The organism is Ruegeria sp. AL11 (assembly GCF_056540865.1).
Map to the genome: position 1 here is coordinate 204,267 of NZ_JBQFXO010000004.1, position 13,123 is coordinate 217,389.

Here is a 13,123-nt window from a genome sequence, read left to right on the forward strand (position 1 = left end):
GCAGGAAGCGCACATGACACGGACAGCCACCGTCAAATACCATGTTCACAAATCCTACCGGCAAGCCTTCGAGCTTGATGCTGGCGGGGTCGCTGGCAACCTGATTTCCCCTGAGCTGGTCGCGACATCCGTTGTGCTAGCAGACAACCGCACAACGACCTCATCAGTTTCATTTGCATGTGATGCTGTTGAAATCATGCCACTTGAAACGCAGGTCCGAGACTTTGCAGGCGACAGCTGGAAACCGAATTACGATGCGGAACTTAAGGCTATGCTGAAGGACAAGCTGGGTGCGAGAGAGGTCGTGGTTTTTGATCACACTGTTCGGGTGGATGACCCCGACGCAATACGTAAACCGGCGCGCAATGTTCATAGCGACTACAGCAAAGACGGAGCCGAACAACGGCTTGTCGACTTGCTGGGTGCCGAGACCGCAGCGGAGTGGGCGCAAGGTCATTTTGCCTTTGTCAACGTATGGCGTCCTGTAGAGCATGCGATCAATTCGGCACCCTTGGGCTTTGTACGGCCGTCGTCTGTCGACCCGTCTGACTGGATTCTACTGGACCTGATCTATCCTGACCGCGTGGGGCAAATCATGGGGCTGGCGGGAAACCCCAAACATGAGTGGATCTATCAATCCAAAATGACACCGGATGAGGTCGCGGTCTTCAACATATATGACAATCAAGGCCTGGCTTCGATTGCTCATAGCGCACTCGATATGGTCGAGGATCCAAACATCACTACCATTCGCAAAAGCATCGAAAGCCGCACTTTGGTGCGCTATTAAAGGAGGGCCAGATATGTTGGATGAAACGCAGCCGGCTGGGTTTGAGCAAATCAATTTGGCCTACAACCAGGTGTTCCGTCCCGGACGACTGAGCGTCGGCCTTGTATTGCCTCTCGAAGCCTATGCCGTCGGGGCAGAACCGACGCTACGAGGGCATTTGGAAGCGGCTCAGAAAGCCGAGGAGCTTGGGTTCGCAGCACTTTGGCTGCGGGACGTGCCCTTCAATGTTCCAAGCTTTGGCGACCCCGGGCAGGTTTTCGATCCATTTGTCTATCTGGGAGCGTTGGCAACGGCGACGGATCGGATTGCCCTTGGAACGTCGAGCGTGATCCTGCCATTGCGTCACCCCGCTCATGTTGCCAAGGCGGCAGCGACCGCAGATGTGCTCTCGGGCGGGCGGTTGTTGTTGGGTGTCGCGTCCGGCGACCGGCCCGAGGAGTACCCGGCGATGAACCAGAGCTTTGAAGATCGCGGGGCACGTTTCCGCGATAGTGTTGAGTACATCCGCGCCGTTGGATCGGCTTACCCGACGCATGAAAATGCACAGGGCAAACTGCATGGTGGGATTGATCTATTGCCAAAGCCGCATGGAACGCGTCTGCCTATGCTCATTACCGGTGGCAGCCAACAATCACCTGATTGGGTCGCGCAGAACGGAGATGGCTGGATGACATATCCGCGCAATGCGGCGGCTCAGGGTCAAGTCATCGCAGATTACCGCAGACGCGTGAAAGCTGCAGGTCAACCGGATAAGCCTGTGATGCAATCGCTCTATGTCGATGTTGTAGCCGACGCTGCCGCACCACCACGCCCAATCCATCTTGGGTTTCAGTCGGGCACCGACTTCCTGCGCAGTTATCTGCGCGAGATTGAAACGCTCGGGGTCAATCACGTCGCGCTGAACCTAAGGTTCAATCAAGCACCGATCGACACAACCCTCGAACATCTGGCGGACACTCTGCTGCCTGACTTTTCCTGAAGGATCAGACCGATGACCAAGACTATTCTCATTACAGGTTCAACCGACGGCATTGGCCTGCTGACAGCGAAGAAGCTGGCTGCCGGTGGGCACAAGGTGCTCCTCCATGGACGCAGCGCATCAAAACTGGAGAGCGCGGCAGCGGCCGTCGGAGGCGATGTTGAAACCTATGCTGCTGATCTCAGCGATCTGTCCGCGGTTCGAAAACTGGCCGAGAACGTTCGGGCCAAGCATGACAAACTGGATGTGTTGATCAACAACGCAGGTGTGCTGAAAGCCCCGCAAGCCGTGCTTGAAAATGGTCAGGACATTCGCTTTGTGGTGAACACGCTTGCGCCATATCTGCTGACCGAATTGCTTTTGCCGATCATTCCTGCTGACGGGCGGGTCGTGAATCTGTCATCGGCGGCACAGGCCCCGGTAAACCTCAAGGCCATGCAGGGCTATGTGCCAATGGCTGACATGGAAGCCTATGCCCAAAGTAAGTTGGCGATCACCATCTGGACCCGCGAATGGGCCAAATCGCTTTCGAATGCACCAGTGATGGTCGCGGTGAATCCCGGATCTCTTTTGGCATCAAAAATGGTGAAAGAAGGCTTTGGCCTCGCAGGGAACGATATGAATATTGGCGCTGATATCTTGATTGACGCAGCCTTGGGTGTGCGGTTTGCGGATGCCGCAGGAGCCTATTTCGACAATGACAGTGGGGCTTTCGCTGATCCCCATGCCGCAGCGCTCGACGAAAACCACGCTGCCGACGTCATGAACGCCATCAGAGACTTGATCAGCCAGACGGGCTGACCATCCGGCGCGAAAACGCCGAGCACTTCCACCTTCAACACTCCCCTACCCCTCACGCGTCCTGCGTCGAGGCCCAAGAAAGGACTGCCTGATGAAATACAAGAACTTTCAAACCTTTGACGTAGCTGTTGAGAACGGCATCGCCACGGTCACCTTCAACTTTGGCTCCGTGAACGTGCAAGGCCAGGAAATGCTGGCCGACCTCAACAGTCTGGCAATGCGGCTAGAGCGAGACCGCGACACCAAGGTCGTTATCTTTCAGTCGGCCAATCCGGAAATCTGGGTTTGCCACTACGATACCGAGCTACTTAAGGACATGTCGACCGCAGCCGTCTCCCGCGAGGACGCTCAGCTTCTGGACCTGCAATCGGTTTGCGAGCGGATCAGCAAGGTACCACAGGCTACCATCGCAAAGCTGGAAGGGTTTGCGCGCGGTGGCGGACACGAATTGGCCTTGGCGTTGGATATGCGATTTGCCGCGCGGGGAAAATACAAGTTTATGCAGATGGAGGTCGGAATGGGCATCCTGCCCTGCGGCGGTGGCGCCTCGCGTATGGCCCGTCAAACCGGCCTTGGCAAAGCGCTTGAGATCATCCTGAGCGCGCAAGACTATGACGCGGATGACGCCGAACGTTTGGGCACCATCAACAAGGCTTTGGAAGCGGATGAAATCGGCCCGTATGTGACTGCTCTGGCCGAACGGATCGCCCAATTCCCTGCAGAGTCGATAAATGCCTGCAAGCAGATGGCCTATGAATCCATCGACAAGCCCATTGATGAGGCGCTGAAGGCCGAAGCCTATTGGCTGTATCAGGCGACCAGCAAAACTCCGGCAGTAAAACGTTTCATGATCGCGGATGAACAAGGTTTGGAACACGACATCGAGAACCAGCGCAAATGGGGCGATCTGGTGATGCAGGTGCAGGACATCAACTGACCATCCCCAAGACAATAATCTCGTCAGGCGTGCGTGGTTCCGACGTGGGCCTGACAGCATCTCACAAAAGGAAAATCCCAATGAAAGCAATGGTTCTCAACTCTTACGGACCCGATGCGCTGTTCGAGCTTGCTGAAATTCCCGATCCGGTCGCGACACCCGGACATGTTGTCGTCAAAGTGGCCGCGACCAGCGTCAACACCGTCGACACAATGATCCGAAGCATGGGCGCGGACCTGCCTCTGTCCCCTCAATTGCCCGCCGTACTTGGCATGGATTTCGCTGGGACGGTCGTCGCAGTTGGCGAAGGCGTGACAGACTTCGCCGTAGGTGATGAGGTATATGGCTGCGCAGGTGGATTGATGGATCTCCCGGGCGCTTTGGCGGAGTACATTAATGCAGATGCGCGCCTGATTGCCCACAAACCCAAGAAACTGAGCATGCGGGAAGCCGCAGCACTGCCTCTCGTCGGCATCACCGCCTACGAAGGGCTGACCCGCGCTGATGTTGGCGAAGGGCAGACCGTGCTGGTGCAAGGTGGTGCCGGTGGCGTTGGTCACATTGCCATCCAAATCGCCCGCCATCTTGGCGCCAAAGTGTCCGCAACGGGTCGCGGCGCGGATCAGATGGCCCTGATCCAAGAGCTGGGCTCGCGGCCGATAGACTTCACAACGCAAAAGGTCCAGGACTACGTGGCTGAGCACACCAGCGGTTTGGGCTTCGATGTAGTGTTCGATAGCGTTGGCGGTCCGAACATGACGAACTCGTTTGAAGCCGCCAGGCTCAATGGCCATGTCGCCTCAACGGTCGCGCTGGTCGAGATTGATTTGACGCCTGTGCATTTCAAAGGTCTGTCTCTGCACGTCGTTTTCATGCTGATCCCGATGATGCACGATGTCGGGCGTCAAACACATGGCGACATCCTGCGGATACTGGCGGATCTGGCGGATGAAGGCGCGCTCAAACCGATCGTTGACGAACATAAGTTTGGGTGGGCCGATGTCGGTGCAGCTTATGGGCACCTGACGAATGGATCTGCGGTCGGAAAGGTCATAGTGGAGGCGTGACAAGATTCAACTGGGGTTGGTGCGCGCATAGTGACTATTCGTACCAACTCAGTTTGAGCTGCATTTGATGACGCACATCTTGCATTGCTGACCTAAGAGCCGTTTGCATCCAATTTTACTTTGGGTTCACAACCGTCCATGGAAATACAGCAAAAATGTCAAATCACAGTGATCATATCTGCCATCAAAATCGGTGAAGCTTCTTTGCGACCCGGTAGGTATTGGCGTAAGCCGTGACGGAAGCCTCAATGGGATCGGCATAGCCGCCGCCGATTGCCATCGAGACCGGGATGCCGCGAACTTTGCTGGCATGCAGCACCGCCTGATCGCGTTGGATAAGGCCATCATGGGTCAGCGCAAGCCGCCCTAGTTTGTCTTCTGCCAGCGGATCAACGCCCGCTTGGTATAGAATGAGATCGGGGCGAAATCCAAACACAACCAGCAAGTTATCGGCTAAGGCGCGAAGGTAATCCTCGTCGCAGGTGCCATCCGGCAAGGCAACATCGAGATCCGCCGGAAACTTTCGGAACGGAAAATTCTTTTCGCCGTGCATCGAAAAGACGAAGACCGATGGGTTGGTAGCGAAAATGGCGGCGCTGCCATCGCCCTGATGGACATCAAGATCGATGATCGCGACTCTTTTGACTATGCCAGCCGCAAGCATTTGGAGCGCCGCGACGGCCTGATCGTTGTAGACGCAATAGCCAGATCCAAAAGTCGGATGGGCGTGGTGCGTGCCCCCAGCGAGCTGCCCTGAGATACCGTACTCCAGAGCTGTCTCAGCAGCAGCAATTGCGCCACCGGCTGTGGCGCGAACCCGCCTCACGAGTTCCGGACTCCACGGAAACCCAATCCGTTTCATGGCTTTTTCTTCCAGTTCCCCGTTTTCAAACTGCGCGACAAAATCGGGGGCGTGCGCGCGCAGTATCGATTCATCGCTGGCTGGCAAAGACTCCGCCAGCTGCGCCTCCTGAAGAACACCGTCTTTCAGCAGTAGCGTATGGAGCATTCTGTACTTGTCCTGCGGAAACCGATGTCCGGAAGGCAGGGTAAGGGAGGATCTGTGGGGAGCGTAAAATCTCATGACTTAGTTAAAAGGAAACTCATGCAATGCGCCAAAGCATAGCTGATCACCGAACAGATCTGCAACGTCCGCCGCCAATAGCAATGCGTTTCATGACGGGCGCAAATTTGCAATAAGGTGACAGTTGATATCTGATGCGAATGTCCGGCGTACGGGACAAAGCCAACTTTTGGTCCGGTCCAAGAAACTTGAGGTTCCGGCCCCATAGCTAACATTCGTATACTTGTCGCAAGTCGATCCAAGTCGGCATTCCCTCCGATCAGTTTTCTGTATGTAAAACAATGCCATTCAGGTTTGCTCTCTTCCTGTTTCATCTATCCCAATTGCATGAGGGTTGGCATTCACCCCTGCCAACATCTTTAAAACTTCAGCTTTCCAGCCCGCTTTGATCTTTAATGCCAGTTGAGACGGTGGTCGGTGGTCTGGCTCAAGAAGCGCGTACTCATATCTGAGCGGCTTTTCGAAGGGCACGAACGCGACTTTTCCGTTGGACAGGTTTAGTTCTTGTTCAGTCGCTACGGTCAAAGGATCCACGATCGAATAACATTGACCTGAGCTCACAAAGGGTATCAAGGGTAGAAAGTACTGACAGGTCACTGTTGGGTTGTAGTCAGCTGAAACATCTTGAAACTCTTGCCGAATTTTACGCTGGAACGGGTGCGTGGCATGCAATCCACCCATAGGCGCTCCGTCGAGATCGGAAATGGATATGGTCCCACGTGAAGCAAGTGGGCTGTCACGATCGACGGCACAAAAACAATCTGCCCGGATCAGTTCTGTTGAATACTGAGGCTCTTTCCCGGTTGAATGATCGAAGTCTGCAAAGCCGAAATCAATATTCTGCGTGCCTGCAAGCTCAATAATCTGAGGCGAACTGCGTGTAGACAATGTGATACGTATCTCGGGGTTTTCGCCGACTGATTGGCTGATAAAACGCGGGAACAAGAAAGCGGATGGACCCGGCATTGTAGCGATATTCAGACTGCCGGAATGCCCTTTAATCAACCCTTCCATTGTACTGGAAATCGTCGCGAGGCGATCCAGAATACCTGTTGTTTCGGCCAAAAGGTAATGCGCTTCGGGAACCGGGACCAATCGCCGTCCCTTACGCTCGAACAGTGTCAGGCCAAGGGTCTTTTCAAGGTTCTTCAAGGCCAGACTGATCGCAGGCTGGGTGCGGTTCAGTTTTTTGGCTGTTTGAGAGATAGAGCCGGTCTCCATCACTTCGCGAAAAACGGTCAACTGCATAAGGTTCATGGTCAATATATAAGCTAAACCTTAGTTTTATGAAATATAACAAATTTGTATTTATGAAAATTGCTACTACGCTTGCAGGATCGAAATTCGGCCGAACCGAATCCGACGATCCAACAAGGGAGATGATGATGAAATTTGTGAAATGTTTGACGGGACTGGCCCTGGCAGGCGCACTTGCCGCCCCGGCACTAGCACAGGACCCAACTTTTTTCCGCATCGGCACCGGCGGCGCAGGCGGAACTTACTTCCCCATTGGCGGCACCATCGCAAACGGAATCTCCGCCCCTCCAGGTTCGCGCCCCTGCGAAGAGGGCGGCCAGTGCGGCGTACCGGGACTGATTGCTATCGCTCAATCCACCACCGCATCGGTGTTCAACAACGCCGCCGTTCAGAACGGAGAGCTTGAGGCCGGTCTGGCCGCAGCCGACGTCACCCGCTCGATGTATCTGGGTGAGGGTAAGTTCGAGGGCAAACCTCACCCCAATCTTCGCATCGTGGCCAACCTGTTCCCCGAAGACCTGCACTTGGTTCTGCCTGCCGGTGAGACGATCAACGATCTGAGCGATCTGGAAGGCAAGCGCGTCGGCATCGCGCAAGCCGGTTCCGGTACACAGGTTGCCGTGCTGCAGATGCTGGACGCTTGGGGCGTCAACCGTGACAACATGGATGAGGCCGAGCTGAACAACAGCCAAAGCGCCGAGCGTCTGGCAGACGGACAGCTGGATGCCTATTTCTACGCTGCAGGCTGGCCTGTTGCCGCGATGGTGCAGCTGTCGTCAACCAAGGGCATGAACCTGCATTCCTTCAGCGACGAGGACATGGCGAAGATCAACGAGATCATTCCGGCATACATCCCCTCGGCCATCCCGGGTGGCGTCTATGAAGGTATCGACGGTGAAACCAAAACCCCGGCGGTCAGCGCGATGTTGGTAGTGTCTTCGGAATTGTCCGACGAACTGGTCTACGGCCTGACCAAGGCGCTGTGGAACGACAATACCCGCAAGCTGTTGGACAATGGTCACGCCAAAGGCAAGCAGATCACGCCCGATACGGCGCTGGATGGTGTCGAGGCGCTGGGTGTGCCTCTGCATCCTGGGGCCGAGAAATTCTATAAGGAAGCCGGTCTGCTTCAGTAATCGTAGCTTACTGACAATTGTCGTCGGTGCCCCTGCGCGGGGCACCGCACTCTGGAATTATGCGAAATCGGGGGGCCATCATGTCCGAGACCCAGAAACTTGATGACCACGAACTGACGGCCGAGGAACTGGCCGCCATCGAAGAACAGTTCGACGAAGGCGCCGCCGTCCGGCAGGTCACGCCCACCGCAGGCAAGGTACTGCGCGTCGTTGCCCTGATCCTTGCGTTCTACGAATTCTTCACAGCCGGTTTCGGCCTGCCCGCCGACCATTGGCACATGGGTATCTATCTGGCGTTGCTGTTCATTCTGGTCTACGCGACAATTCCTATCATCGGCTCCAAAAACCTCTATGCGCTCAAGGTCAGCCGGTTCCGTATCGGCAACATCCCTCTGTACGACTTGGTTTTTATGGCGCTGGGGATCATCGCTGCGCTGTATGTTGGGGTCGCATGGCGCGGCATTCCGTTTCTGGGGATCGAGGAACAGACGTTCCGAATGGGCAACCCGAACACCTATGACGTGGTTTTGGGCGTAATCATCATCCTGCTGGTTCTGGACATCGCACGCCGCACGCTGGGTTGGGTGCTGCCGCTGATCATCTGTGTGTTTATCTCATACGCTCTGTTGGGCCCATACTTCCCCGGCTTGCTGCAGCATCCCGGTGTGAACTTCAAAACATTCGTGTCGTCGATGTATTTCCCGCAGGAAGGCATCTATGGCGTCACCCTCTGGGTCGTCTCGACCATCGTGTTCCATTTCGTCCTGTTCGGCGTGATCGCGCAGCGCACCGGATTGGGGCAACTCTTCATCGACAACGCAACCATTTTGGCGGGCCGCTATACCGGCGGGCCGGCAAAAGTGTCGGTGGTATCCTCGGCATTCTTCGGCACGATCTCGGGATCTTCGGTGGCCAACACCGTTTCGACCGGCGCGCTGACCATTCCCAACATGAAGCGCCTTGGGTACCCCGGCCATTTTGCGGGCGGCGTCGAAGCCGCATCGTCAGCCGGAGGGCAAATCACACCGCCGATCATGGGGGCAGCGGCCTTCATCATGGCAGAGTTCCTTGAGGTGCCCTACACCACCATCGTCATCGCCGCGATCTTCCCAGCGATCCTTCACTATGTCGGCGTCTTTGCCGTGGTGCACCTGATGGCACGCAAGCTGAACCTGCAGGGCTTGGCGAAAGAGCAACTGCCGCAGCTCAAGGCCGTCTGGGCCGAAGGTTGGGCCAACATTGTACCGCTGATCGGTCTGCTGGTCGTGCTGTTCACAGGATATACGCCGTTCATGTCCGCCTTCTGCGGGATTTCTCTGGCAGTGATCGCAGGCATGTCGCGCATCAAACAACCGCCCACGCTGATCTATGCCGCGGCGTTCCTAGCCTTCGTGCTGTGGAAATTCTCGGATGGCGGGTTCGATCTGACGATGACGGCGATCCTTTGTGCCTTGTCGGTGATCGCCACGCTGAACCCGCAGAAACGGATCGAAGTGCCCGAGATGCTGCAAGCGGTTGAGTTGGGAGTGAAATACTCGCTGGCCGTGGGCGCCGCGGCTGCCGCCGTCGGCATTGTCGTCGGTGTTATCAACACAACCGGCATTGGCTTCCGTATCGGGTTCATGGTCACTCAGGGCGCAGGCAACCTGGCCTCAGACCTCTACAATATGATCTCGTTTGGCAGCTGGCAGCTGTTTGCGATGGAAGACCTGCAACTGTTCATCTCGCTGGTCTTCATTGCCATTGTTTGCATCCTGATGGGCGCCGGCATCCCCACCACTGCGCTTTACATTATGCTAGTCTCTGTCGCACAGCCCGCGTTGGCGCAGCTGGGTGTCCCGCCGATCGCAAGCCACCTGTTCGTACTCTATTACGGTGTGGTGTCCGAGATCACGCCGCCCGTCTGCACCTCGGCCTATGCGGCAGCGGCCATTGCGAACTCCAACCCGTTCCGAACTGGTCTCTCTGCCTTTACCCTAGGGTTGGGCAAGGTGATCGCGCCAATGGCCTTCGTTTATGCGCCTGTCCTATTGTTCGTGTCCTCAACCGGGTTCAACCTGTGGGAGTTCACCTACACCGCCACGAGTTGTATCGCCGGGGTCATCGCCCTGTCCGCAGCTGTGGTCGGATACTGGCTGAAACCACTGAACATCGCTTCGCGTATACTGATGGCCATCGCGGGGGTGATCTTTGTTGCGCCCAGCCTGACGGCTGACCTAATCGCGCTTGCTGTCGCCTCGCCGGTTATTGTCAGCCAACTGATCGCGCGCAATCGCAGCCATTCCCCGGCCTGATACGATGACAGAGCAAGTAACTATCATCGGCGCAGGGATCGTCGGCATTTGTTGCGCGCTGTCGCTGCAGGAGCGGGGTATACCGGTCCGTTTAATCGACCGGAGCGACCCCGGGCAGGAAACCTCGTTCGGCAACGCGGGGGTTGTGTCGCCTTGGTCCATTATTCCGCAGGCCGTTCCGGGGATTTGGAAAAAGCTGCCCCAAATGCTGTTGGACCCGAAAAGCGCGCTTTCGGTCAGGGCGTCCTTCTGGCCGAAGATGATCCCGTGGGGGCTGCGCTTTCTGGGTAAGTCCGGCGAAAAGACGGTTCGCGAAATCTCGGATGCGATGGAGATTTTGTGTCGTCCGTCCATTGATCTGTACCGTCGGCACCTGCAGGGCACGGGCCACGAATCGCTGATCGTGGACAGTTACTATATCCACGCATTCCGGAACCCTGAACAAGCCAACCTCGATGATCTTGGCTATCTAATCCGCCAGGAAAAAGGCGGTGAATTGGAGCGTGTCGATGGCGTTGAATTGCGGCGCCTGGAACCAGCGCTGTCAAAAGACCTCAAGGCTGCGATTGTGATCAAAGGTCAGGCTCGCGCAACGTCTCCCGGGCGTTTGGGCGCTGTATTGGCCGAAAAAGCACGTGCGCAAGGGGCCGAGTTTGTGCGGTCCGAAGTCACCAAGCTGAGCCACACCGAAGACGGTATTTGGAAGCTTGCCACGTCACATGACACGCTGCACGCGCGCAATGTTGTCCTCTCGGCCGGAGTGTGGTCTGCCGACCTGCTCAAACCCCTTGGCATACCTGTGCCGTTGGTGGCCGAGCGGGGTTACCACGTCGAATTCCCGGCCCCTTCGGCTGTGCTGAACAACTCGGTCATGGATGTGGACGCAAAGGTTGTCGCAAGTTCGATGCAGGGCGGCCTCAGGGTTGCCGGTACGGCGGAGTTTGGCAGTGTCGATGCCCCAGCAGATCCGCGCAAGAAAAAAATACTCACCGATCAAGCAAAATCTTTGGTGCCGGACCTCAACACTGGTGAGGCACAGTTCTGGATGGGCCGGCGCCCCTCTTTTCCCGATAGCCTGCCAGCGATTGGGCCGCTGAACGGAAATGGCGGGCTTTTTGCCGCCTTCGGCCATTCTCATTACGGGCTGATGATGGCGCCAAAGACCGGAGAACTTGTGGCGGATCTGGTGTCCGGACGCAGCCCGAATATCAACTTGGACCCGTTCTCGCTGGCCCGTTTCTAAATCTCCTATTCGAAAGGACCTGAGCACCATGCCAATTTACGAAGGTGGCCAAAACATATGTGGGGCTTCGATCGGGGTTTTGTGCCTTGAAAGCTATTTCCCCAAACCGCCCGGGCACATCAAGAATCCGTCCAGCCTTCCGTTTCCCGTTCTCTACGAAATGATCGACGGCATCACCGTACCGACCCTACTCAACAACCCGACACCCGATCTACTGGCACCCTTTATCAAGGGCGCGCAACGGCTTGAGGCCGAGGGCGTTCGGGCAATCACGGGAAGCTGCGGATTTCTGGCTTTGTTTCAAAAGGAACTGGCTGCGGCGGTTTCCGTTCCCGTCTTTGCATCCAGCTTGATACAGGTGCCTTTGGCCTTTCACATGTCCGGGGCGAATGCGCCGGTGGGCGTGTTGACCGCGGATGCATCTGCCCTGACGCCGAAGCATTTCGAAGGCGTCGGCGCGGCGGGCATTCCCGTCGCGGTACAAGGCCTAGAGGACACCAACGAATTCGCTGAGGTGATCCTACGAAACACGCGCACCCGCATGGACACTGATCTCATTGAGGCAGAAGTCCTTGAGGCGGCGCGGCGACTTAAACGCCAAGCGCCGGACATACGGTCGCTTGTGTTGGAGTGTACCGATCTGCCGCCTTATGCGGCGCGCCTTCAGGACGAGTTGCAACTTCCCGTCTTCGATTTGACGACACTGGCGCAGATGGCGCATACCGTTGCGACGCGCAATTCCTATGTTGGCATCATGCCTTGGACCTAAAGGAACAGCAGTATCGCGCGGGACTTGGAGGATTTTAGTGTCCGTCGACCTAACCATCCTGATGGTTGCCATCGGCCTTGGCGCAATGCTGCAAGTCGGTGTCGGCATCGGGTTTAGCATCCTTGCCGGACCGCCTATGATGATCTTGCTTGGTACATCAACCGCCGTTCCAATACTGCTGCTTTTGAATACTGTCGTTTCAGCGGTCGCGACAGACCGGCAGGTGCTGAAGGCCGACCGACAGACCATTCGAACGGCAATCATCGGATGCCTCATCGGAGTGGTCGCGGGCCTTGTCGTATACCCTTGGCTGAGCGAAGCGTTTGTCCTTGCCCTAACAGCCAGCCTGTTGCTGATCGGGTTTGTGACGACCTTGCTGCCCCTGCGTCGCTCACTTGGAACAGCAGGGTTTTCGACCGTTTCCGGCTTGTCCGGGCTGGCGACTGTTTGGGTAGCGACGCCCGGCCCGCTAATGGTTTTTGGATTGATTGCGAAAGGCCGCACCGCCAAAGAGGTTGCCAAGTTGGTGCAACCCATTGCGCTGGTGGCGTACGGCATCGCATTCCTGTTGCACAGCCTGTCCGAGACGCAAGCATTGGCCTATGGCCCGCAGCTATGGGGTTTCGTGGCACTCACCTTGATCGGCAGCCTTTTTGGTCGAGCAGTGGGTCCCTATTTGCCTCAGACCTTGGTCACAACCGCTATCCGCGTGGTATCTCTGATAGCCTGTGGCGTTCTCTTTCATCGCGCATTCGCGATCGCGTAA

12 protein-coding genes are annotated in these 13,123 nt (G+C 56.5%); 10 read left to right on the plus strand and 2 right to left on the minus strand.

The window, feature by feature from the left end; genetic code table 11:
* Window positions 1-13: 13 nt before the first annotated feature.
* The 5 genes from ACR0IP_RS08445 to ACR0IP_RS08465 all read left to right on the plus strand — a co-directional run bounded on the left by ACR0IP_RS08445 (window position 14) and on the right by ACR0IP_RS08465 (window position 4,574).
* On the plus strand, window positions 14-790 hold the full coding sequence (locus tag ACR0IP_RS08445; protein ID WP_170718624.1) for a CmcJ/NvfI family oxidoreductase: 777 nt from the start codon (window positions 14-16) through the stop codon (window positions 788-790).
* A gap of 13 nt (window positions 791-803) precedes the next feature.
* Window positions 804-1,769 carry an LLM class oxidoreductase gene (locus ACR0IP_RS08450; RefSeq protein WP_170768162.1) on the plus strand — a complete coding sequence of 322 codons (966 nt, stop codon included), beginning with the start codon at window positions 804-806 and terminating at the stop codon, window positions 1,767-1,769.
* 12 nt (window positions 1,770-1,781) lie between these two features.
* Window positions 1,782-2,570 carry an SDR family NAD(P)-dependent oxidoreductase gene (locus tag ACR0IP_RS08455; RefSeq protein WP_480524964.1) on the plus strand — a complete coding sequence of 263 codons (789 nt, stop codon included), beginning with the start codon at window positions 1,782-1,784 and terminating at the stop codon, window positions 2,568-2,570.
* A gap of 91 nt (window positions 2,571-2,661) precedes the next feature.
* Window positions 2,662-3,507, plus strand: coding sequence for an enoyl-CoA hydratase/isomerase family protein (locus tag ACR0IP_RS08460; protein ID WP_480524966.1), 846 nt, complete (start codon window positions 2,662-2,664; stop codon window positions 3,505-3,507).
* Between the two features lie 80 nt (window positions 3,508-3,587).
* The gene (locus ACR0IP_RS08465; protein ID WP_170377130.1) at window positions 3,588-4,574 is read left to right on the plus strand and encodes a zinc-dependent alcohol dehydrogenase family protein; all 987 of its coding nucleotides are present in this window, start codon (window positions 3,588-3,590) and stop codon (window positions 4,572-4,574) included.
* Between the two features lie 184 nt (window positions 4,575-4,758).
* Here the strand turns inward: ACR0IP_RS08465 and ACR0IP_RS08470 are convergent, their stop codons facing one another.
* Entirely contained in the window at window positions 4,759-5,658 is a 900-nt protein-coding gene (locus ACR0IP_RS08470; protein WP_480524968.1) for a histone deacetylase family protein, read from the minus strand.
* A gap of 288 nt (window positions 5,659-5,946) precedes the next feature.
* Window positions 5,947-6,906: a LysR family transcriptional regulator gene (locus ACR0IP_RS08475; protein WP_480524970.1), complete on the minus strand. Its 960-nt coding sequence runs from the start codon at window positions 6,904-6,906 to the stop codon at window positions 5,947-5,949.
* Window positions 6,907-7,043: 137 nt separating this feature from the next.
* Between ACR0IP_RS08475 and ACR0IP_RS08480 the strand changes: the two genes are divergently transcribed.
* The 5 genes from ACR0IP_RS08480 to ACR0IP_RS08500 all read left to right on the plus strand — a co-directional run bounded on the left by ACR0IP_RS08480 (window position 7,044) and on the right by ACR0IP_RS08500 (window position 13,123).
* Window positions 7,044-8,051, plus strand: a complete 1,008-nt coding sequence (locus tag ACR0IP_RS08480; RefSeq protein WP_170377124.1) for a TAXI family TRAP transporter solute-binding subunit — start codon at window positions 7,044-7,046, stop codon at window positions 8,049-8,051.
* An 80-nt stretch (window positions 8,052-8,131) separates the two neighbouring features.
* Window positions 8,132-10,345, plus strand: coding sequence for a TRAP transporter fused permease subunit (locus ACR0IP_RS08485; RefSeq protein WP_170690313.1), 2,214 nt, complete (start codon window positions 8,132-8,134; stop codon window positions 10,343-10,345).
* 4 nt (window positions 10,346-10,349) lie between these two features.
* Complete coding sequence (locus ACR0IP_RS08490) at window positions 10,350-11,588, plus strand: FAD-dependent oxidoreductase (RefSeq protein WP_170690311.1); 1,239 nt, start codon at window positions 10,350-10,352, stop codon at window positions 11,586-11,588.
* A 28-nt stretch (window positions 11,589-11,616) separates the two neighbouring features.
* Window positions 11,617-12,357 (plus strand): aspartate/glutamate racemase family protein, encoded by a 741-nt coding sequence (locus ACR0IP_RS08495; RefSeq protein WP_170690309.1) that lies wholly within the window; start codon window positions 11,617-11,619, stop codon window positions 12,355-12,357.
* Between the two features lie 37 nt (window positions 12,358-12,394).
* Complete coding sequence (locus tag ACR0IP_RS08500) at window positions 12,395-13,123, plus strand: TSUP family transporter (RefSeq protein WP_480524973.1); 729 nt, start codon at window positions 12,395-12,397, stop codon at window positions 13,121-13,123.